The 20,968-nt window shown below is 49.8% G+C and carries 20 protein-coding genes and 1 riboswitch; of the genes, 12 read left to right on the forward strand and 8 right to left on the reverse strand.

Going from position 1 to position 20,968, the window contains the following annotated elements:
• Positions 1-5: 5 nt before the first annotated feature.
• On the forward strand, positions 6-3,344 hold the full coding sequence (locus BWI93_RS06840) for a VCBS repeat-containing protein (protein ID WP_094809588.1): 3,339 nt from the start codon (positions 6-8) through the stop codon (positions 3,342-3,344).
• Here the strand turns inward: BWI93_RS06840 and BWI93_RS06845 are convergent.
• Entirely contained in the window at positions 3,341-4,126 is a 786-nt protein-coding gene (locus BWI93_RS06845; RefSeq protein WP_094809488.1) for a hypothetical protein, read from the reverse strand. The genes BWI93_RS06840 and BWI93_RS06845 overlap by 4 nt on opposite strands.
• Before the next feature lie 354 nt (positions 4,127-4,480).
• On the opposite strand from BWI93_RS06845, the gene BWI93_RS06850 reads away from it, so the two are divergent.
• A complete protein-coding gene (locus BWI93_RS06850) occupies positions 4,481-5,023 on the forward strand; it encodes a DUF4136 domain-containing protein (protein WP_094809490.1) in 543 nt (180 codons plus the stop codon).
• A 73-nt stretch (positions 5,024-5,096) separates the two neighbouring features.
• Here the strand turns inward: BWI93_RS06850 and BWI93_RS06855 are convergent, their stop codons facing one another.
• Genes BWI93_RS06855 through BWI93_RS28610 form a run of 3 tightly spaced genes read right to left on the reverse strand, consistent with a single transcriptional unit; the run spans position 5,097 to position 6,235 of the window.
• Positions 5,097-5,666 carry a phosphoribosylglycinamide formyltransferase gene (locus tag BWI93_RS06855; protein WP_094809590.1) on the reverse strand — a complete coding sequence of 190 codons (570 nt, stop codon included), beginning with the start codon at positions 5,664-5,666 and terminating at the stop codon, positions 5,097-5,099.
• 60 nt (positions 5,667-5,726) lie between these two features.
• The gene (locus tag BWI93_RS28605) at positions 5,727-5,954 is read right to left on the reverse strand and encodes a hypothetical protein (RefSeq protein WP_255157755.1); all 228 of its coding nucleotides are present in this window, start codon (positions 5,952-5,954) and stop codon (positions 5,727-5,729) included.
• A gap of 32 nt (positions 5,955-5,986) precedes the next feature.
• Entirely contained in the window at positions 5,987-6,235 is a 249-nt protein-coding gene (locus BWI93_RS28610) for a hypothetical protein (protein WP_255157756.1), read from the reverse strand.
• Positions 6,236-6,436: 201 nt separating this feature from the next.
• On the opposite strand from BWI93_RS28610, the gene BWI93_RS06865 reads away from it, so the two are divergent.
• The 10 genes from BWI93_RS06865 (at position 6,437) to BWI93_RS06910 (ending at position 17,306) form a co-directional block, all read left to right on the forward strand.
• Positions 6,437-7,000, forward strand: coding sequence for a YcxB family protein (locus tag BWI93_RS06865; protein WP_094809492.1), 564 nt, complete (start codon positions 6,437-6,439; stop codon positions 6,998-7,000).
• 104 nt (positions 7,001-7,104) lie between these two features.
• On the forward strand, positions 7,105-7,881 hold the full coding sequence (locus tag BWI93_RS06870) for a DUF3050 domain-containing protein (protein WP_094809494.1): 777 nt from the start codon (positions 7,105-7,107) through the stop codon (positions 7,879-7,881).
• A gap of 222 nt (positions 7,882-8,103) precedes the next feature.
• The gene (locus tag BWI93_RS06875) at positions 8,104-9,849 is read left to right on the forward strand and encodes a GMC oxidoreductase (RefSeq protein WP_094809496.1); all 1,746 of its coding nucleotides are present in this window, start codon (positions 8,104-8,106) and stop codon (positions 9,847-9,849) included.
• 34 nt (positions 9,850-9,883) lie between these two features.
• Positions 9,884-10,333 (forward strand): four helix bundle protein, encoded by a 450-nt coding sequence (locus BWI93_RS06880; RefSeq protein WP_094809498.1) that lies wholly within the window; start codon positions 9,884-9,886, stop codon positions 10,331-10,333.
• A gap of 49 nt (positions 10,334-10,382) precedes the next feature.
• The gene (locus BWI93_RS06885; RefSeq protein WP_094809500.1) at positions 10,383-10,994 is read left to right on the forward strand and encodes a gluconate 2-dehydrogenase subunit 3 family protein; all 612 of its coding nucleotides are present in this window, start codon (positions 10,383-10,385) and stop codon (positions 10,992-10,994) included.
• A 326-nt stretch (positions 10,995-11,320) separates the two neighbouring features.
• A riboswitch (cobalamin riboswitch) is annotated at positions 11,321-11,598 on the forward strand.
• Between the two features lie 39 nt (positions 11,599-11,637).
• Positions 11,638-13,617 (forward strand): TonB-dependent siderophore receptor, encoded by a 1,980-nt coding sequence (locus tag BWI93_RS06890; protein ID WP_141217381.1) that lies wholly within the window; start codon positions 11,638-11,640, stop codon positions 13,615-13,617.
• A 190-nt stretch (positions 13,618-13,807) separates the two neighbouring features.
• Positions 13,808-14,818: a nicotinate-nucleotide--dimethylbenzimidazole phosphoribosyltransferase gene (cobT, locus tag BWI93_RS06895; RefSeq protein WP_094809504.1), complete on the forward strand. Its 1,011-nt coding sequence runs from the start codon at positions 13,808-13,810 to the stop codon at positions 14,816-14,818.
• Positions 14,811-15,581, forward strand: a complete 771-nt coding sequence (locus tag BWI93_RS06900) for an adenosylcobinamide-GDP ribazoletransferase (RefSeq protein ID WP_094809506.1) — start codon at positions 14,811-14,813, stop codon at positions 15,579-15,581. The genes cobT and BWI93_RS06900 overlap by 8 nt, the downstream gene beginning before the upstream one ends.
• On the forward strand, positions 15,566-16,135 hold the full coding sequence (gene cobC / locus BWI93_RS06905; protein ID WP_094809508.1) for an alpha-ribazole phosphatase: 570 nt from the start codon (positions 15,566-15,568) through the stop codon (positions 16,133-16,135). The genes BWI93_RS06900 and cobC overlap by 16 nt, the downstream gene beginning before the upstream one ends.
• Before the next feature lie 52 nt (positions 16,136-16,187).
• Positions 16,188-17,306 carry a glycoside hydrolase family 130 protein gene (locus BWI93_RS06910; RefSeq protein ID WP_094809510.1) on the forward strand — a complete coding sequence of 373 codons (1,119 nt, stop codon included), beginning with the start codon at positions 16,188-16,190 and terminating at the stop codon, positions 17,304-17,306.
• A gap of 1 nt (position 17,307) precedes the next feature.
• On the opposite strand, the gene BWI93_RS06915 is transcribed toward BWI93_RS06910, so the two are convergent.
• The 4 genes from BWI93_RS06915 to BWI93_RS06930 all read right to left on the reverse strand — a co-directional run bounded on the left by BWI93_RS06915 (position 17,308) and on the right by BWI93_RS06930 (position 20,831).
• On the reverse strand, positions 17,308-17,607 hold the full coding sequence (locus BWI93_RS06915; protein WP_094809512.1) for a rhodanese-like domain-containing protein: 300 nt from the start codon (positions 17,605-17,607) through the stop codon (positions 17,308-17,310).
• A gap of 57 nt (positions 17,608-17,664) precedes the next feature.
• Positions 17,665-17,967 (reverse strand): rhodanese-like domain-containing protein, encoded by a 303-nt coding sequence (locus BWI93_RS06920; protein ID WP_094809514.1) that lies wholly within the window; start codon positions 17,965-17,967, stop codon positions 17,665-17,667.
• A gap of 137 nt (positions 17,968-18,104) precedes the next feature.
• Entirely contained in the window at positions 18,105-19,916 is a 1,812-nt protein-coding gene (locus BWI93_RS06925; RefSeq protein WP_176454154.1) for a T9SS type A sorting domain-containing protein, read from the reverse strand.
• Between the two features lie 99 nt (positions 19,917-20,015).
• On the reverse strand, positions 20,016-20,831 hold the full coding sequence (locus BWI93_RS06930) for a PASTA domain-containing protein (RefSeq protein WP_094809518.1): 816 nt from the start codon (positions 20,829-20,831) through the stop codon (positions 20,016-20,018).
• Positions 20,832-20,968 lie beyond the last annotated feature (137 nt).

The following is a 20,968-nucleotide window of genomic DNA, read 5'->3' on the forward strand; positions in this document are numbered from 1 at the left end:
ACCCCATGAAGCAATTGATTCGAATAATGGCCCTGATTCTGATCCTGGCCGCGTGCGGAAAGAAGCAGGAAGAAACCCTGTTTGAGTCGCTCCCGGCGGAACAAACGGGGATTACGTTCGTCAACGAAGTGAAGGACGATAAGGAACTGAACATTTTCAATTACCGAAACTTCTACAACGGCGGCGGCGTAGCCATCGGTGACATCAACAATGACAGTTTGCCCGACGTGTTGCTAACGTCCAACATGGGCGATAACAAGCTATATCTCAACAAAGGCAATTTTAAGTTTGAGGATATTTCCGAGAAAGCCGGAATCAAAGGAAAGCACGCCTGGAGTACCGGAGCCACGTTTGCGGATGTGAACGGCGATGGTCTTCTGGATTTGTACATCTGTAATGCAGGGAATCGTCCCAATGACGACCGGGCCAACGAACTGTTTATCAACAACGGCAACCTGACCTTTACCGAAAAAGCCAAAGAATACGGGTTGGACGACCGGGGTGTATCGACGCACGCCGCCTTTTTCGACTACGACCGCGATGGGGATCTGGACATGTTTCTGCTTAACAACAGCTTCATGCCGGTTGGGCGACTGGGCTATAAAAATCTGCGGAACCAACGCGATTACGACGGCGGTCACAAGTTTTTTGAAAACCGGGTCATTCACAAAGATGCGGCTCCGGTAACCACGCAGTTCGTAGATATTTCAGAGAAAGCGGGCATTTATGGAAGTGTCATTGGCTTTGGATTAGGCATTACGGTAGGGGACGTAAACGACGACGACTGGCCGGACATTTATGTTTCCAATGATTTCTACGAACACGATTATCTGTACCTCAACAATCACGACGGAACCTTCCGCGAATCGCTGAAGGAAACTTTTCCGCATATCAGCCTGTCCTCGATGGGAGCGGACGTAGCCGACGTGAACAACGACGGACGACTGGATATTTTCGTAACGGAAATGTTGCCCGGCACCGACCGCCGACTGAAAACGACCACGTTGTTTGAAAGTTACGAGCTGGAACAGTTCAAGCTCAGTCAGGACTACCATTACCAGTACATGCGAAACATGCTGCACCTGAACAACGGACTGGATGCGAAGGGAAAACTATCGTTCAGCGATGTGGGGCAGTACGCGGGAGTAGCCGCCACCGACTGGAGCTGGGGAGCCCTGCTGTTCGACATGGACAACGATGGGCAGAAGGATATTTTCGTGGCGAATGGTCTATATAAAACTATTTCGGATCAGGATTTTATCTCCTTCTTTTCCGACGACCAGACCATGCAACAAGTGGTAACCCAGGGCTTCAATTTTGCGGAATTTCTACCCAAAATGCCCTCGGAACCGATTCCCAATTATGCCTTTCGCAACGAAGGTAATCTGAAATTCAGTAATCAGGCCCAGGCGTGGGGACTCGCTGAACCCAACTTCTCGAACGGATCGGCTTACGGCGATCTGGATAATGACGGCGACCTGGATCTGATTGTCAGCAACGTCAACCAACCCCTGTCGGTCTACCGCAATCACGCCAGCGACCGTAACCACCAGCATTTTTTACGCGTAAAGCTGAAAGGAACCGACCAGAACCGGAATGGCATCGGAGCGAAAGTTCGGGTGTATCAGCCTAATCGTACGATACTCCTGCAACAAATGCCGAACCGGGGTTTTCAGTCTTCCGTAGACCTGACGCTGGTTTTTGGCTTGGGAACGGAAACCAAGATAGATTCCGTAACGATTGTCTGGCCGGACGGTCAGCAACAGGCCATCCCGAGTGTAAAAGCGGATACGGAACTCGTTCTGGATTATCGACAATCAAAAGCCGGGGTACCTCGAAGTGAAGCGACGCCTGCTTCTTACTTCACTGATGCAACGGCTCCCGCTCGCCTGGACTATACCCACGTAGAAAATACGTTTGTGGACTACAATCGCGATCCACTGCTCAAACAGATGTACTCCACGCAGGGACCGCCGCTGGCCGTAGGGGATGTCAACGGCGATGGTTTGGATGACGTATACCTCGGCGGGGCTTCCGGCTCGCCCAAAAAATTATTCGTGCAACAAGCCAATGGTACGTTTAAAGGTCAGGAGCTGATCATGCTGGATACCGAACGCCTGTACGAGGACGTTGCGGCCACCTTCTTTGACGCGGATCAGGACGGTGACCAGGACTTGTACGTGGTGAGCGGAGGGAATGAATTTATCGACGGCTCCGCTGAACTCGAAGATCGTCTGTACCTGAACGATGGGAAAGGAACGTTTACTCGTGACCGTCGCCTGCCCTTATTGTATTTAAACGGCTCCAGTGTCACGGCGGCTGACTTCGATCGCGATGGAGATCAGGATTTGTTTGTGGGAAGTCGCATGGTATCCGGACAGTACGGGGTGTCGCCGCAGAGTCAGTTGCTCGTCAATAATGGTCGGGGAGAATTCAAGGTAATGACCAAACGGTATATCCCCGAATTTTCAAAAATTGGAATGGTAACTGACGCGGTCTGGGCGGACGTCAACCGCGATTCCTGGCCCGATCTGATCATCAGTGAAGACTGGGGTCCCGTTACCATTTTCCTGAATGAAAAGGGACAACGCCTGGCCAGATCGCCTCAACTGTCGGAACTGACGGGTTGGTGGAACCGCCTGTACGTGCGGGATCTCGACGGCGATGGCGATCTCGATCTGGTAGCGGGTAATCTGGGTAGCAATAATCGGTACCATGCTTCGGCAGAGCACCCGGCGGAGCTGTACGTCAACGATTTTGACCGCAATGGTACCATGGAACAAATCATCAATTGCTGGACCGAAACCGGCAAAAGCTATCCCATGGTACTCAAGCAGGATTTACAGAAAGCAGTGCCTTCCATCAAAAAGAAATTCCTGAAGTTTACGGATTACGCCGAAAAAACGGTCGAAGACCTGTTCGATGAAAGCTCCCGCGAAGGTATGCTCAAGCGTTCAGCCGTGGAAGACCGGACGGGCGTATTCTGGAACGACGGAAAGGGGAATTTCCGCTTTGAAGCCTTACCCCGGGATGTTCAGTTTTCGCCCATTTATGGAATCAGCAGTGTAGATTACGATCAGGATGGAAAGCTGGATTTGGTATTGACGGGTAATTTCTTCGAGTGCCTGCCCGAACTGGGCCGTTACGACGCCAACCGGGGAGTCGTACTAAAAGGCATGGGACAACAAAAATTCAACGTCGTACCTTCCGCTCAGACGGGTTTGATCGTCGAAGGGCAGGTACGACGTTCGGCCGAGCTAAAAACGCCGCAGGGAACCGGACTGATTTTTGCCAAAAATGGAGCGGCCGCTCAATGGGTGCGTACACAGCCAAAGCCTCGCTAGTTAACCGGAATCTTAAGCAAAAATTTATTCTGCTCCTGGTACGAAGCGGGCAAATGGTTAATAGCCGTAGGCGTATTGAGATCCGAAGCCGAGTAGGCAGAACCGAACAAATAGCGGCCGTCTACATTTTCGACTTTGGAAGCGTAAAACGGCGTATCAATGTGGAATTCAGTACGAAATTGGGCGTCCGTGGACAGCGTCAGGTAATTACGGAATTTCAGCGGACTGTTCGCTTCTGAAAACTCATAACGCACCAGAGACTGTTTCTTTACCTGAGTCGCCACAATAGGGATATCTATTTGCTCTACAGCGGTAGGCTCTTTCGAAAAACGCCAGGCCTTGCCAGGAGCTACTACGAATTTAGCCTGTACCAGTTTAGTTTTGGGCGGAATAAACGCAATCCGGTCCTCTTTGCGAAGAGTGCCGCTGAATGATCCACCCTGGTAGGAATACCAACGGTATCGATTAGCAGAGGTGCCCGAATATTCTCCCTGAAAGCTAGCCTCATCAACCCAGTAATCAAACTTTTCAGTGTCTTTAATAAAGGCCGAGCGTTTCCAGTCGATGTATAAGGGTACCTCTAGTTTGTTGTAGATGTTCATCCGAACTACACCATTTTCTCCCTGAAAGTTAAATTGAAGGCGGAGCGAATCGGTTTCGTAAACGAAAGCCTTATCCTGCAGAATAACGTTTGGACTGTGTAACGTAACCACCTGAACCTTGGGCGTACAAGACACAAGCCCTAAGGCGAGTAGGAATAGTAATAAACGTAAAGTTTTCATAGCGGTTGATTTTGAAGCGTTAAAGTAAAACAAAGTGAGAAGTGGGGAAGTTAAAAGTTCTTAAAAGCCTACAGGTTGGGCAAAACGATCCCTAGAAGAGTTTCCTGCAAAAGGATGTTTTTTTTAGCAAAAAAGAGAGTGCAAATATTTTGATATTTGTCAAATTATGCGGAGTTTAATACTTTCAAGCAACGTATGCTTACCTTAGCTTAACTCGCTGGTTACGAAAGCAGTACTTCGGATTCAGTAAGTCAAAATCTGGCATTATTTTTTAGATTTTCCTGCCGCTTACGAACCCAGTTCTTCAGAAAACCAAATTTCCATTTAAATACGGCTTCACGGCCATTAACTTTTATGAAACAGTTTTTATTTGTTTTTGCTGTTATGGGCGTGCTATGCTCAGCCTGTAATCCGAAAAGTCTGGTTATCCACTCAGGATATGCTCCCAATTACACGCACCTTTACAATACGTACTGTATTGCTTTCGATCCCATCACTGCTCAGGATACAACACTTCAACACGACATTATTACAGCCGAAATCAATCGGCAAATGCAATTGAGAGGTTTTCAGTATACCACCCAACAACCGGACGTACTGGTCTTCTATTCCCTGCATCCCGACAAAATCAAACTGAACACTTACGTAAAGAGCTACCGTTATCCAGATGTGGATTATGTAGTGGACAAGACCTTTTTGCGGAAAGGGACCCTGCTGATTCAGTTTCAGGATACGTTCATGAACAAAACGGTATGGCAGGGCTACGCAGCCCGGGTCTCACCGGAAGGATTTTTCGATCGAAAAGCTATTCGGACGGCTACCCGAAATGTACTGCTTGGCTATAATACGTTCTCGCTGACGTATCAGGCTCAAAACCGCGAGCGTTCTTCCTACTAACAAGTACAGGAAAGACAAAAGAAAACCTCCGTTGCTGAGCAGCGGAGGTTTTCTTTTAATGGAGTAACAAGCACTAGAGTCCCTTCAAAACGGCTTCTTCAATCACCGAAGGATAATGTTTATATTCCAGCTGGTGGCATTTACGGGCCACTTCAGCGGCGGTATCACCCGGTTCTACGGGGAAGGAAGCCTGAAAAATGATGTTTCCTTCGTCGTAATGTTCATTGACAACGTGAATCGTAATGCCCGATTGCGTTTCGTTCGCCGCCACGACCGCTTCGTGTACGCGTTCGCCGTACATGCCCTTACCACCGTACGAAGGCAGCAACGCCGGATGAATATTGAGAATTCGATTAGGAAAAGCTTCGACCAGCTCTTTGGGTACCAGCCAGAGGAATCCAGCCAGAATGACCCAGTCGATGCGGGCTTCCTGGAGCCAGCTCAGTACCTCGCCGGAGCGAAACTGCTGCCGATCGAATAAACGAAGGGGAATGCCCAGGCGATTCGCCCGTTCGATGACGCCCGCCGATGGGTTATTACAGAGAATCAGTTCGACCGAAATCTCAGCGTGACCGTCGAAGTAGCGGGCGATATTCTCGACATTCGTACCCGAACCCGAAGCAAAAAGTGCTAAACGTTTCAAAAGCAAATAGTAGTTACGCAGGTACCTTCAACGTACCCGAAAAGTCAAAACAGTTGGAACTTACCGCAGGTACACGCCCGCCTCGGGACCTTCCAGTACCACCTCAATGTGGTCATTGAGCGTGGTCATCAGAGCGTAGCCGACGAAATCAGCGGATACGGGGTAGCGGCGGTAGTTGCGATCGACCATCACCGATACCTGTAAGCGTTTGAGCTTCGTCTGAAAAAAGGGCATCAGGCTGTAGGCGAGTGTACGGCCCGTATACAACACGTCATCGCAGACAATCACGCATTTGCCCGCCAGCGTGGCTGAGTCAATGTCTAGTTGAATGGCGTGGGAGGCGGGATCGGTTTTTGAAGCTGAATGTCAATCTGCTGTACCTTCAGCGGCGAAATGGCTTCCAGTTGTTCTTTTAACAGGGTTGCCATCACGACACCCTGACCTACGATGCCCGCCAGAACGATTTCCCGCTCTTCAAAATTGGTTTCGTAGACCTCAAACGCAATCCGGCGTAACTTCTGCTTGAGTTGTTCCGGATTCAGGAGCAAAGTTTTTTCAGTCGAAATCATGGCCGAATTTACGGGGTCCGCTTCGTACGGAAACCATAGTACGCCGGAAAAATCATAAAATTGACCGTCGATAAGATATTCTCGGAGCCGACATCATTTAGTACACCCGCCTTTTCGTATTTTTGTACTTTCGATGAGAATCGGTCGGAAGGCCCGCCAAGTTCTCCGATTTTCGTTATTTAGTTTTTCACTACTGAAGAAATGGCAAAAGTTCCGGTAAATCGCTACCAACAGCCCTACATTAACAGCGGTCAGATGGGAATGCCCCAGGGCGTTCGCACGAAAAAATATGGCCTTGAACCCAAAAAGTACATTAACCTGGCCCTGCGTGACTGGATTAAGCAGGAATGGTTCTGGTTTTTGATCCCCGTGGCTGTAATTATCATCAACGTAGTTCTGAACGTCACCAATGCGTATCCCAACTGGTGGATTTATCTGGTAGCCGTCTTAGGTGCAGTAGGTTTCGGATTGTTCCGGGCCATGCAGTTCACCGCTACTACGCAGGTGGAACAGAATAAGCAGATGTTCGAAAAATTCGTTTATGAATTCGACAACCGTCAGATCTTTGTCTGGAAAAACCGCGAGAAGAAAGAAGGAGGTCAACTGCCCTGGAACATGATTCAGTCGGTACAGAAGGAGAAAGATGCGTATCTGTTCATTTTAGGAAAATATCAGTATCTCTATCTTCCTTTCAATGTCTTTAATTCGGAGCACGACATCAAAATGTTCGAGACGATTTTGACGCGTAAAGAACTGTTGAAGTAATTGAAAAGGTATTCCATATAATCAAGCGAAAAGGTCGGTGGCTTGCCATCGGCCTTTTCTTTTAGTTAGCGAATCAGACTACGACACCGCAAATCCCCAAAACCATGTATCAACATCTGCTCAACGAACGACTGGACCCCTTACGTCAGCAGTTAATTGAACACTCCGTCTATCACCGTATTCACTCCATAGAGGCTCTACGGGTCTTTACCCAAAGTCACGCCTTTGCCGTCTGGGATTTTATGTCGTTGCTCAAAGCCCTGCAACGGCAATTGACCTGCGTGCAAGTGCCCTGGTTACCAACGGCTTCAGGGAACACGGCGTATCTGATTAATGAAATCGTTACGGGTGAAGAAAGTGACGTCGATCAGCACGGCGTACGCATGAGCCACTACGAATTGTACCTGCGGGCCATGCAGGAACTACAGGCGGATACTACGGTCATTGAAACGTTCGTAGCCGACCTGCGGCAGGGTAAATCCGTAAGCGAAGCCCTGGAAAATACTGGCATTCCCGAAGGAGCCCGGAATTTCGTAGCCTTTACATTTTCCGTCATTGATCGCAATCGTCCCCACGAAATTGCTGCCGCTTTTACGTACGGACGCGAAGACCTGATTCCGGATCTGTTCATCGAACTGGTACGCAATCTCAACGAACGCTTTCCGGGTCAGCTCGATACCTTCCGGTACTACCTCGAACGACACATTGAAGTAGACGGCGGTCATCATGGTCATCTGGCCGAAGCCATGGTGCAGGAACTCTGTGGTAACGACGAGACCAAATGGCAGGAAGCCATTGCCACGGCGGAAGAATCCATTCGTCAGCGGATTGATCTATGGAATTCCATCACGAGTCGTTTAGAACCCGTCGATCAGAACTAATTCGTAAAATTTTTAAGTAATTGCAGCGTTTCTAAAAGCAATACATCCAAAGAAAACTAAGGCTATGAAGTGAGCTTTTTTATCCGGCGAAGAATTCTAAACCTTCTTGGAAAAATTCTACTTGCTTCAAAGCCTGACTTCTCTGGAAGTAAGCGTACAAATCTTTACCTTTAAGTTTCAGTACCAACAACGAGTCTATACCTATTTCTTCACGCACTGCTTATGAGCAATTTCCACATCCAGGAAACGCCCGAAGTATTCGATGTCATCATCGTTGGCTCGGGTGCGGGTGGCGGCATGGCGGCTTATCAGTTATCGAAAGCCGGAGCCAAAGTCTGTTTACTGGAAGCAGGAGGTTACTACGATCCTGCTGATCCCAAGTACATTACGCAATTAAAATTCCCCTGGGAGTCCCCTCGTCGCGGAGCCAGTACCACACGTCCCTTCGGCGATTTCGACGCCGCCTGGGGAGGCTGGCAATTGGAAGGCGAACCGTATTCAGCGGCACCGGGTACCGAATTTCACTGGTTTCGTAGCCGAATGCTCGGCGGCCGTACCAACCACTGGGGCCGTATTTCGCTGCGTTTCGGTCCCGACGATTTTCGTCGCGGAACGCTCACGGGCATCGGGGATGACTGGCCGATTACGTATGACGATGTCGCTCCGTATTACGATAAAGTCGATAAACTCATCGGTATTTTCGGTTCGAAAGAAGGGCTTCGCAACGAACCCGACGGCCATTTCTTACCGGCTCCCAAACCGCGTTTGCACGAATTGATGCTTAAGAAGGCGGGAAAAAATCTGGGAATTCCGGTTATTCCGTCGCGTCTATCGATTCTGACAAAAAAAATTAACGACGAACGCGGTCAGTGTTTCTACTGCTCGCAGTGTGGCCGGGCCTGTCAGGTATACGCTGACTTTTCTTCTTCGTCCTGCCTTTGCAAACCCGCGGTCAAAACGGGTAATACCCGGCTGATCAACGGAGCGATGGTTCGCGAAGTACTGACCGATCAGAAAACCGGATTGTGTACGGGCGTTTCGTACGTGGATACCGCTACCTTACAGGAGCGGACGGTACGCGGAAAGATTGTGGTACTGGCGGCTAGTTCCTGTGAATCAGCCCGATTGCTGTTGAACTCCAAATCAGCCCGTTTCCCGAATGGACTCGCTAACTCCAGCGGGGTCATCGGTAAATACCTGAATGACTCGACGGGAGCCAGCCGTTCGGCCTTCATTCCGGCTCTGATGAACCGGAAACGGTACAACGAAGACGGTGTGGGTGGTATGCACGTATACACACCCTGGTGGCTGGATAACAAAAAGCTGGACTTCCCCCGGGGCTACCACATCGAATACGGCGGCGGCATGGGTATGCCCATGTACGGCTACGGCATGGGGATTCACGGCATGAACGGCAAGTACGCCTATACCGATGGAAAGTCATTGCCTTCGGGTGGTTACGGTTCGCGTTTGAAAGAAGATGCCCGCCGTTTCTACGGAGCGTACGTGGGTATGGCCGGTCGCGGTGAACCGATTCCCTTGGAAAGTAACTACTGCGAAATCGATCCGAATAACGTTGATAAATACGGGATTCCTACGCTGCGATTCCACTACAAATGGTCGGAAAACGAAGTGAAGCAGGCCCAGCACATGCAGGATACGTTTGAAGAAATGATCCACGAAATGGGAGGTATTGCGTTAGGAAATAAACCGGGGAAAGAACAGAACTATGGCCTGGAAGCTCCCGGCAAAATCATCCACGAAATCGGTACGGTCCGCATGGGCAGCGATCCCAAAAAATCCGCTCTGAACTCGTTCATGCAGGGTCACGACGTGAAGAACCTGTTCGTCGTAGACGCCGCTCCGTTCGTTACCCAGGGCGACAAAAACGTAACCTGGACGATCCTGGCGATGTCTATGCGAACGAGTGACTACATCATTGATCAGGTGAAACAGAAGAATTTATAAAGCGTTTTCTGTTTTCGGTTTACAGTTTTCAGTTATGGCTACCGTTCAGCGATTTGAGGATTTAAAAATCTGGCAAAAAGCTAGGGTATTTTCTGTATTGATTTTTGAATTAACGGGGACGGGTCCCTTTGGCATGGACTTTGACCATCGAAGACAGATCAGGCGTTCGGCAGATTCGGTCATGGACAATATTGCTGAGGGTTTTGGACGAGGGAGCAAAGGTGAGTTTATCCAGTTTCTGGGAATCGCCAAAGGTTCGTTAACGGAAGTCAAATCTCAGTTATACCGAGCATTAGATCGTCAGTACATTTCAACAGAGATCTTTGAAAAAGTGTACGCAGATGCCGATGAGCTAGGGAAAATGATCGCTGGATTTATTTCCTATCTGTCAAAAACGGAAATCAGAGGAAGTAAATACAAAGGCTCTACTGACAAAAATCAATTACAGGAACCAGCGTTGGATTATCAGGGCTGGACGGAGTAGACGTACTAATTACTGAAAACCGAAAACAGGCAACTGAAAACTGATACGCATGAAACGTCGCGATACACTTAAATCCATTGCACTCGGGTCGCTGGGCATGGCTACGGTTCCTTCGACGGACCTGGTGGCGGCACCGCCTGAGAAACCGCTACCCATTCCCGGTGGACGGCAGAAATCCGAAGCCATTCGGGATGCCAAACTCATGGCGGAAAAGTTCTTTACGCCGCACGAGCTGAAAACGATTACGGTCCTCTGCGACATCATCCTTCCCGCCGATCAGAAGTCAGGGAGTGCCTCGCAGGCGGGCGTACCCGCGTTCATCGAGTTTATGGCGAAAGACCAGCCCGTACACCAGACGCCCCTGCGGGGTGGGCTGGCCTGGCTCGACAGCGAAAGCCGCAAACGCTTTAACAAGAAGTTCGTAGAACTGACGAAGCCCCAGCAAATCGAAATCGTCGATGACATTGCCTACCCTGAACAGGCCAAGCCCCAGTACTCTCAGGGAGTAGCTTTCTTCAACAAAATGCGTGACATGACGCTTACCGGTTTCTACACCACCCGCATGGGCTTTGACGACCTCGGCTACGTAGGAAACACCCCCAACAATTGGGAAGGTGTACCCGAAGAGGTGCTGAAGCAGTATGGCTTGAGTTATGAATAGGGAATGTTTTAGGTTTGAAAAGAGAGTTTGAAGTTTGAAAAGGTGTGAAGTTTGAGTAAAGTTTAAAGTTTGTTGGGGTTTGAATAGCGTTTCAAGTTTGAGTGAAGTTTGAAATTTAAGTAGGGTGCAAGGTTGAGCGAAATAGGTTATTAACTTCATAGCCTAGGGTCATTTCACTGTACTTACAAGCCACTGAAACCCCTCTCAAACGCTCTTCACACCTAAAACCATTTAAACCTGAAACTTCACTGAAACCCCATCAGACCTCAATCTCATTCCCCAATGCTGATTCGGAGAAATACCGGGTCAGCATTTTTATTTTCCCTACTTTTGCGGACGTTTTAGGTTTCGGTACCTCCCGGTACCGGATTAAAAGGGAACACCGGTGCAAATCCGGGGCTATCCCCGTAGCTGTAAGTTTCGGTCAGTTTACAGTTTACGGTTTATCGTTTTCAGTTAATGGGTAATCGTATTTAACTGAAAACAGACAACCGAAAACTGCAAACTGAAGTTTCCAGACAAATCGCCACTGTATCCGTTCCGGTATGGGAAGGCGTCTGGGATGAAACGAGCCAGAAGACCTGCCTGAAACGAAATCCATTTCGAGCTTTCGGGTGAAAAGTCGTTTAGGAAAGGTAGACTATTGGCGGGTGGCTCTGACGCCCGTCCGTATCGTTTATGCCTTTCGCCTCGCGTAACCGGATTGCTCATCATCTCTTTTATTCAGAAAACGATGAGCGTTTTTACCAAAAGTACCCTTCTCTGTTTGTTGGCTACGACCGCTGTTTGGGCTCAGGAAACCCAGCTGGAACCCGTCACCGTGACGGCCAACCGTACCGATCAGAAACTCTCCCAGACCGGAAAAGTCGTCACTGTACTCCCGGATTCAGTCCTGCAAAAATACGCTACGCAGTCCGTCGGTGAATTGCTTTCGCGTCAGGCTGGCTTCATGGTAGTTGGTGCCCAGGGGCCTCTCGGTACCAATCAGGACGTATACGTACGCGGAGCCGGCCAGGGCAATACCTTGATTCTACTCGACGGCGTACCCATTTACGATCCCTCCGGTATCAACAACACCTTCGATCTGAACTTACTTTCCGTGGGCGAAATCGAACGGATTGAAATTCTGAAAGGAGCCCAGTCTACTCTGTACGGCTCGGATGCCGTGGTGGGGGTCATCAACATTTTCACCCGAAAGGAAGGCGACCGTCCGTTAGGAGCTTCGGCTACGGTACAGGGCGGGAGTTATGGTACGTTTCGGGGTACGGTGGGCCTGAATGGTTCTTCCAAAGCCGGATACTTCAACGCCCAGTACACGCGGTTACGTTCCGATGGGTTTTCGGCGGCATACGATGCCAAAGGCAATCAAAACTTCGACAAAGACGGTTTCTGGCAGGATAACGCCTTGTTCAACGGCGGAATCCAATTGGGATCGAAGTTGCTCTGGAAAGTACGGGGCATGTATTCCTGGTACCGAAATGAACTTGACGGGGGAGCCTTCAAGGATAGTACTCAATACGACTATACCAATACCATGAAAATGGCCGGTACGGGTTTTGAGTATACGCACAAACTCGGAAAGCTGACGGCCAATTATGCGTTTACGACCTTTGACCGGAAATCCGAGCTGGATCAGTCGAGTTTTGAGGGGAATACCCATTTCGCCGAACTCTACCATTCCTGGAATATACGACCCTGGTTTGATCTCATCACGGGAGCCGATCTTCGTTCACAAAATACCTATCAGGCTAATCCATACGGCCCACCCATTCAAAAAGATACGGCTCATACGCAGTTGATAAGTGCCTACGTAACCGCTCTGTTACGTAGTCGAACCAACCTTGCTCTGGAATTGGGTGGCCGGTATAATCACCATTCGTTGTACGGAAGCAATGTTACGTATTCGGTCAATCCTTCGTATCTGTTCAAGGATCGATACAAAGCCTTTGTCAATCTCTCCAGTGGCTTCCGAACGCCTACGTTGTATCAGTTGTATTCGGAATATGGCAACAAAAGCCTGAAACCGGAAACCAGTCGTTCGCTGGAGCTGGGGGTACAATGGTTTAACAAAGACAAAAAGTCCAATATACGGGTACTGTACTTTGATCGATTAATTAAACAAGTGATCGATTTCCAGTCACTCAGTCAGCCTCCGTATGGCCGGTATGTGAATTACAATCAGCAAAAAGATCATGGGTTCGAACTCGAAGGCTCTTACCTGTCAAACGGCTGGTCGCTGACGGCGAATGCGACTTACGTGACCGGGCAGGTTACGCAGCCCGTGAATGGACGCGATACGACGTTTAATAATCTATTCCGTCGCCCAAAGATTTTGGTCAATGCGACGCTGGGTTATCAGATTACCCCGAAAGTATTTGCTTCCGCTACAGTACGCTCTTTAGGGAAACGTGCAGATCGATTCTACAACGGTGAAACCTACCAAACGGAGCTTGTCGAGCTGAAACCTTACACCACTCTGGACGTTTACGCCGACTACCAGATCAATACTTTCCTACGCGTATACGGCGATGTCCGTAATCTGTTTGATATGCAGTATTTTGACATTTACGGATACAATACCCGGGGCCGAAACTTTACGGCGGGCGTGCGATTACAGTTTTAATACGAGAACTACGTAAGCTGAAGGGTCTGGCCCGGGGTGCAACCTCGGGCTAAGCAAATTGAACCCCGTTGGGGTTTTTAGTACAGCTCAATAGCAAGCGTTTGAGTGGAGGCTTTAGCGAATGTGTCTACTTCAAACAGCCCTTAAACCACCTATCAAACCATTCAAACCTTAAACCAAAACACCCCCGATGACTTTAAAAGAAACGCTTCGTCGAAAGATTGATCTAAAAACCAAACCGCTGGGAGCCCTGGGTCAACTCGAAACGCTGGCCCTACGGATCGGTCTGATTCAGCAAACGGAGACTCCTGCGTTGAACAATCCGACGATCCTGGTATTTGCCGCTGATCACGGGATTGCGGCGGAAGGCGTGAGTGCATACCCAGCGGAAGTGACGTATCAGATGGTCCTTAATTTTTTAGGGGGTGGAGCGGCCATCAACGTTTTTTGCCGGGAAAATGGTCTGGATTTACGCGTCGTAGATGCGGGCGTGAACGCTGCTTTTCCGGAGCATTCTTCTTTAATCGCTGCGAAAGCGGGCTACGGAACGGCTAGTTTTCTACACGGTCCCGCCCTGACGGTTGAACAGCTGGAATTCTGTCTGGCCAAAGGAGCGGAACTGGTACAGAGCTTACAGCAAACGGGCTGTAATGTCGTCGGATTTGGGGAAATGGGAATCGGAAATACTTCCTCGGCGAGTATGCTCATGAGCGTTTGTACGGGCATCCCGCTGGACCAGTGCGTGGGCAAAGGAACGGGACTGACGACGGATCAGCTATCCCGTAAACGAAGCGTATTGCAGCAGGCTCTGACTCGGCACGGTTCGCCCACCGACCCTTATAAAATCCTGCAAACCTACGGAGGCTTCGAAATCGCCCAGATGGTGGGAGCTATGCTAACGGCCCGTTCGTTACACATGGTCTTGCTGGTGGATGGCTTTATCTCGACGGCTGCTTTGCTCGTAGCCAGCCGGATACAGCCGGAGGTGTTGGAGAACGTAATCTTCTGCCACCATTCCGCCGAACAGGGACATGGCTTACTACTGGATTTTCTGCAAGCGGAACCTTTGTTACGGATGAACCTGCGGTTAGGCGAGGGTACGGGCTGTGCTTTGGCGTATCCACTGCTGAAAAATGCCGTGGCCTTTCTCAATCAAATGTCTACTTTCGCCGAAGCCGGTGTTTCTTCGCTTGATGACTGAATTACGATTATTCCTAACGGCGGTGGGTTTTTACACCCGCATTCCCATTCCGGGCTGGGTTGGCTACGGGGCCGAACAACTCAATGCCTCCCGCAAATACTTCCCCCTGATTGGAGCCATCGTGGGGGGAATGATGCTGGCGGTCTATTTCAGTAGTGAACTGATTTTCCCCAAAACGATCAGTATTTTGCTGAGTATGATTGCTGGAATCCTAACGACGGGAGCCTTCCACGAAGACGGTTTCGCGGACGTATGCGATGGCTTTGGCGGTGGCTGGACCAAGGAGCAAATCCTGACGATTATGAAAGACAGTCGGGTCGGAACGTATGGAGTAGTCGGCTTGGGTCTGCTACTGAGTTTGAAGTTTCTGATTTTACTGGAAATAGCGGGAGTTTCCCCTCATCTCTTCTGGAGTGGTATTCTGAGTGGACAAATCGTAAGTCGCTTTATCGCCTCCACCATGATTGATACGCACGCCTACGTTCGGGATATCGATACCAGTAAAGTGAAACCGATGGCTTCCGCCCGATTAAAGAGGCCAACGTTGTTCGTAGGATTCTTCTTTTGCCTGGTATCCCTGCTGACCTTACCCAATTACTGGCTGGGATTGGCGGCAGTATTGGCGTTCGGCAGTAAAGTAATACTAGCTCAGTACTTCAATCGATGGATCGGCGGGTATACGGGCGATTGCCTGGGTGCCATTCAGCAGGTGAGTGAAGTGATTTTTTACCTTAGTCTATACGCGGGATGGAAGTGTTTGTAATTCGTCATACCGCCGTCAAAGAGGCCCAGGGGCTTTGTTATGGGCAGAGTGAAATGGCTCTGGCCGAAACGTTTGCCGCTGAATCACAGCGAATCGTAGATCGGTGTCCGGAAATCTTTGATGTGGTATTCAGTAGTCCCTTACAGCGTTGTACGCAATTGGCCGGGCAGTTGCCCGCCCGGGAAGTACAAACGGATGATCGACTGAAAGAAGTATCTTTCGGGAGCTGGGAACAAAAAGCCTGGAACAACATTACCCGAACGGAATTCGATCCCTGGATGGATGATTTTGTTGACGTAGCCCCGCCGGACGGGGAGAGTTTACGGCAACTGTATACGCGGGTAAACGAGTTTCTGAATGAACTGCGAAACGTACCTCATCAGCGGGTGGCGGTCGTAACCCACGCGGGAGTCGTACGTTGCGTATGGGCGGCTTTGCTGGGTGTACCCTTGCAAAACATCTTTAAAATTGAGGTTTCCTACGGTCAGATCCAGGTATTCGAACTGGGTCCGGAACCCGCCTTTGATCGCTGGATAAGCTCGGTAGTTAACTGATTTTTTGTTTATTTGTGAAGTTCCCGTATCTAAGGGGGGGCCTCGCAAACCTATGAAATCCTTACTTCTGCTTTCGGCAGCCCTGGGGCTAAGCCTGACTGCCTGCCGAAATTCTACGGACCGCCAGACGGCCCAGCAAACCACTACCTCGCCCGACTCAACCGGTACCGACTGGGCCATGCTTCCCTTCGAAAAAGTGGATAGTCTGAATCCCGTTCTGGTACCCTCGCCCGCATTAACCTTCCGTGACCCCATCTGGAAAAAAGACGTGAAGTGGGAAGAAAAAGACGTATTCAATCCGGCGGCGGTGGTACGGGATGGGAAAGTCTATCTGGTATACCGGGCCGAAGATAAACTGGGCAAATACGCGGGCGTTTCGCGACTAGGGCTAGCGATTAGTACCGATGGCCTGCATTTCGAAAAAGAGGATACACCCATTTTCTTTCCCGACAACGACGCCCAGAAAAAGTACGAGTGGGAGGGTGGTTCCGAAGATCCGCGTATTGTGGAAAGTCCGCAGGGCGATTACGTCATGACCTATACGGCCTACGATGGAAAAACGGCCCGGATGATGCTGGCCACTTCCCCGGACTTACGGAAATGGACGAAACACGGCCCCGTACTCGGCGAAGGCAAACACCTGAATACCTGGTCAAAATCCGGAGCCATCGTAGCGAAGCAAAAGGGGGATCAGATTGTAGCCGAAAAGATCAATGGAAAGTACTGGATGTATTTTGGCGATACGAATCTGTTTTTGGCCCAATCCGATGACCTGATTCACTGGACGCCGCTGGAAGAAGCCGATGGCTCGCTTAAACCGATTGTGCGGCCACGCCCCGGTAAATTTGACGGCCAGCTCGTTGAACCTGGTCCCTATGCGTTACTGACGGAAAAGGGAATTTTACTGATCTATAACTCTGCCCGCCCCATTCCCGATAAAAAAGACGCACTGGTCTATTCAGCCGGACAAGTGCTGCTCGATAAACAGGATCCGACGAAGATATTAGCCCGAACCAGTGAGCCTTTTTTCATTCCTGAAAAAAACTACGAACTCACGGGGCAGGTCAACAACGTCGTCTTTCTGGAGGGTCTGGTTCCCTTTAAAAACAAGTGGTTTCTGTACTACGGAACGGCGGATTCCAAAATTGCCGTGGCCGTTCACGAAGATTAACCTAAAGACTCAGGTACGCCTGCAGGCCCCCTTCCAGGTTATGGATACGGCTGAAACCCTGTTTGGCGAGTACGCGGGTCGCTACGGCACTTTGCATTCCCGAGCCACAGATAACAACGATTTCTTCGTTCTTCCAGCTATCGGGAATATCGTGTACCCGCAGCAGTAACTCATCGAGTGGAATATGCAGACCGCCGATGGAAAAGCTTTCCCATTCGTAGGGCGTTCGGATGTCTAGAATTCGAAGGTCTTCGCCTGCCTCCAGACGACGTTTTAATTCAAAGGCAGAAATAGCTTCCATAGCTGTAAAAATAAAAACGCTCAGGGTCTATACAGGCCCTGAGCGTTTCGTGTATGCTTACTTCGATTCGATTTCGTTGTACGCCAGAATGCCTCCCAGTACGTTGCGAACGTTCGTAAAGCCCTGACTTTCTAAAAACTGCTGAGCTCGGGCGGAGCGGGCACCAGAACGGCAGTGAATAATGACTTCTTCATTTTTCATCGGCTCCAGTTCGTCGATTCGGTCGGGCAGATCGCCCAGCGGAATCAGCGTACCACCCAGGTTTTGCTCTTCGTATTCGTCGGGGTTGCGAACATCAATCAGGTTTATTTTTTCACCTTTGTCGAGGCGTTCCTTCAGTTCCTGCACAGAAATATCCATGTGTCGTAGCGTTTGGTAAACGGTTAAAAAAGCAAATCGTTAGAGGTTGCTAAGCGGGCCTTTTCTGCTGAACGTTCAGCGAGTAGCCATTAGTATCCCCCTTAGTTAAGGCAAAGCAAGCAAAATGTTCGCACAACTTACTTTTCAACGACCAGTTTTTTCACCAGGGTTTGTTTCCCATTCGACAGACGCAGCAGGTACAGTCCCCGACTCAGGCCCGAAAGATCGGCCGCGGGTTCCGGCAGGTCGGATTTCGACCAGAGCGTGCGTCCCGACAGGTCCAGTACTTCCAGCGACCGGAAGCTGTCAAGATTCCAGCGAATACGTCCGGCACTCGGATTGGGATGAATCCTTAGATCGTTTTCCCTGATTTCCTCTACGCCCGTAACCACTTCGCTCGCTTGTCCACCCATAACCGGACGAATCATCAGAGCTCCTTGTAGATTGGTATTCTGAGCCCATTCATTGCCCAGATTGTAATAAATATGATTGGAAAATTTCGTACTGTTTTTATCCAGTCCAATCGATATCCGGTTTTGCGAAAGCTGCTGGTAGGCTACCCAAAAGGTGTCACGTACGGCGACAGGATTTTGAAGTTTGAACTCGACAAAACCTTGTGGATCGTCGGGATATCTAATCAGAAACGACTGTCGGGTAAGCGTTTGACCGGGCTGACCGTTGCGGTTAGCCAGAATATGTAAAACAAAAGTATTGTTTGGGGTATCCGTTGGATACCGGATGGTTTGCATCCGTACGGCGGAAACTACGTCAGCTTTTCGCGTAACAAATCGAACCGCTACAAAGCCATACTGCTGGTTGATGCCGGCCGCATATTCCGCCGATCCGTCATCATAGGCAAAGTAATCCGCCAATTCAGTAATGGAAGAGAGCGTATCATTCCGCCGCAAATCTACGCCCGGAATACTCGGGTTCTGGTCGTCCGTGGTTAGAATATCAAACGTGGTCCGAACGAGGGCTCGTTTACCCGCAAAGGCGGGCAGGGGCGAAGGAACTACCCGTTTTTCCTGTGAACGGAGCTGGGGAATGTTCTCGGAAATATTCTGCGTAAAATTCTGAATCGACTGTCCCGTTGTAAGTTCCTGAATCCGGAATCGTAAGGTCGTAAAGTTGTTGTTGTTGAACAGGTTCGTAATGTCCGTACTGATCGTATCTGCCGTTTCAGCCGCCGGATTGACTAAGTAATGAGCCAGCGGCATCGCCCGGTAGTGCTTCAAATACGAACTGATGGACCGGCGGATGGAAACATCCTTAATGTACTGATCGCGAACCGAACGACCCTTGTTCAGGTATACGTAATCAATATGCCAAGCATCGAACTCGCCCGATTGCCTGCCAAAAGTCTGAAACCGAAACTGAAAACCCGCGTGTAAATATAGAGCCGCCCGTACGGCAATGCGAGCCTGGGCGTATTCATTCATTACCTGCCCACCCTTTTGAACCCAGACGGTCTGCCAAACATTGCCAGTAGTCAGAAACTGTACCCGCAATGAATCTTTTGAATCGGGTTGTTCGCCCAGCCCTTTGGTGATCCAGAAAAAACTCAAGTATACCGAGTCACGGGGCGATAGACCGGCCAGATTAATCGGCTGAGAAGTAAGGGAATCCGTTTCTCCAGTAGCTAATGGAGTATTTGAATTATAAGGGATTCCATCGCGGCGAAGGCCATCAAACGAAACGATATTCAGCGAAGGATGATTATTGGTGAGGCTATTGTTGACCACCGTACCACCGCCGGGCATCCACAGTGAAGGATCGGGTATACCCGTTCGTGTAATGGAAAAATCGTCAAAAAAGGGCAGCGATACCGCAGCGGTACGGGCTCCGGAAGACTGCGTAGGTATCGGAGCTGTCGTAATCGGAAACTCTCGGAATTGGGCCTGTACTCCAAAACCTAAGGAACACAGCAGAAGGGTAAAAAGTAATCGCATACAGATACCGGACCAATGAGCCATTGATCGTTGATGGATTGGGTAGGATATTCAGAAAAGCAAACGAAGCGGAACCTGTTTTATGGTTCCGCTTCGGTATTAATTACGCTCGGGTTCGGTGGGGCCTTCACCCGTGTCGGTATCGGGTTTTCCGGCGATCCACAAGTCAATAATTTCACCCACGTTGATTTTGGTGCCAATGCCGGGAGCGGGTCGCTGTTCAACTACCGTACCGGGGGCCGCTCCGGGAACCTGCTTGTAGAGGATGGTGCCCATGCGAAGGTCCGAGCCCTTGATGATGATTTCGGCTTCTTCCAGCGAAACGCCAATCAGGTTAGGTACGTCGAGTTCGGTATTGCCAATCCCGTTACCCACCACCAGTTCGATTTTGGAGCCTTTGGGAACCTGCGTGCCCGGTTCAATCTTCTTGCCCTGGTACCATTGTTCCAGTACGGCATTTTCGGCGATATCGGGAATGTAGCGAATGTTGCCTTCCTGCAAACCCACACTGCGTAAGAGCGACAAGGCACTGCGAAGACCCATGTTCGTGGATACCAGATCCGGCATCCGAATCATGGGGGCCGTCGCCATGGTGACGGTGAGATAAATGTTCCGGCCCTCTTTTACCAGTGAATTAGGAAAAGGATACTGGGAAAGCACCGTAAAAGGCGGTACGCCAGGCACAAAGGTGCAGTCCGAGACAATGTAGTCGAGTTTCCGTTCGCTCAGCGTTGCTTTTACATCTTCCAGGTTCGCTTTTCGTAAATCAGGGACCGTAATACTTTGTCCGTGGTTAGTCGACCAGGGCAGATAAACGAAGAAAAAACTAAGAAATAGAGAAAGAATGATACCGACGACCAGCATCAGGTGAATGATGAGGTCTTTTCGGGAACGGGTATTCAGATAAATGGCCATAGTTGGGTAATAGAGTGCGAAGCCGTGCAGGAGCTACGTACCTAACGAAAATTTCTGCGTCAATTGGGATACAAGTTTACAGAAAATACAGGATTTGCGGGCGTTTACGCTGGGGCTTTTCCGCAGTAGCCACGGAA

The sequence above is a fragment of the Siphonobacter sp. BAB-5385 genome (genome assembly GCF_002261125.1).
Lineage (GTDB): Bacteria > Bacteroidota > Bacteroidia > Cytophagales > Spirosomataceae > Siphonobacter.

Bases quoted from the DNA above. Each gene is read 5' to 3' on its own strand.
- BWI93_RS06840 (WP_094809588.1), top strand. From the start codon at position 6: ATGAAGCAATTGATTCGAATAATGGCCCTGATTCTGATCCTGGCCGCG.
- BWI93_RS06845 (WP_094809488.1), bottom strand. From the start codon at position 4,126: ATGAAAACTTTACGTTTATTACTATTCCTACTCGCCTTAGGGCTTGTG.
- BWI93_RS06850 (WP_094809490.1), top strand. From the start codon at position 4,481: ATGAAACAGTTTTTATTTGTTTTTGCTGTTATGGGCGTGCTATGCTCA.
- BWI93_RS28610 (WP_255157756.1), bottom strand. From the start codon at position 6,235: ATGATTTCGACTGAAAAAACTTTGCTCCTGAATCCGGAACAACTCAAG.
- BWI93_RS06865 (WP_094809492.1), top strand. From the start codon at position 6,437: ATGGCAAAAGTTCCGGTAAATCGCTACCAACAGCCCTACATTAACAGC.
- BWI93_RS06870 (WP_094809494.1), top strand. From the start codon at position 7,105: ATGTATCAACATCTGCTCAACGAACGACTGGACCCCTTACGTCAGCAG.
- BWI93_RS06875 (WP_094809496.1), top strand. From the start codon at position 8,104: ATGAGCAATTTCCACATCCAGGAAACGCCCGAAGTATTCGATGTCATC.
- BWI93_RS06880 (WP_094809498.1), top strand. From the start codon at position 9,884: ATGGCTACCGTTCAGCGATTTGAGGATTTAAAAATCTGGCAAAAAGCT.
- BWI93_RS06885 (WP_094809500.1), top strand. From the start codon at position 10,383: ATGAAACGTCGCGATACACTTAAATCCATTGCACTCGGGTCGCTGGGC.
- cobT (WP_094809504.1), top strand. From the start codon at position 13,808: ATGACTTTAAAAGAAACGCTTCGTCGAAAGATTGATCTAAAAACCAAA.
- BWI93_RS06900 (WP_094809506.1), top strand. From the start codon at position 14,811: ATGACTGAATTACGATTATTCCTAACGGCGGTGGGTTTTTACACCCGC.
- cobC (WP_094809508.1), top strand. From the start codon at position 15,566: ATGGAAGTGTTTGTAATTCGTCATACCGCCGTCAAAGAGGCCCAGGGG.
- BWI93_RS06910 (WP_094809510.1), top strand. From the start codon at position 16,188: ATGAAATCCTTACTTCTGCTTTCGGCAGCCCTGGGGCTAAGCCTGACT.
- BWI93_RS06915 (WP_094809512.1), bottom strand. From the start codon at position 17,607: ATGGAAGCTATTTCTGCCTTTGAATTAAAACGTCGTCTGGAGGCAGGC.
- BWI93_RS06920 (WP_094809514.1), bottom strand. From the start codon at position 17,967: ATGGATATTTCTGTGCAGGAACTGAAGGAACGCCTCGACAAAGGTGAA.
- BWI93_RS06925 (WP_176454154.1), bottom strand. From the start codon at position 19,916: ATGCGATTACTTTTTACCCTTCTGCTGTGTTCCTTAGGTTTTGGAGTA.
- BWI93_RS06930 (WP_094809518.1), bottom strand. From the start codon at position 20,831: ATGGCCATTTATCTGAATACCCGTTCCCGAAAAGACCTCATCATTCAC.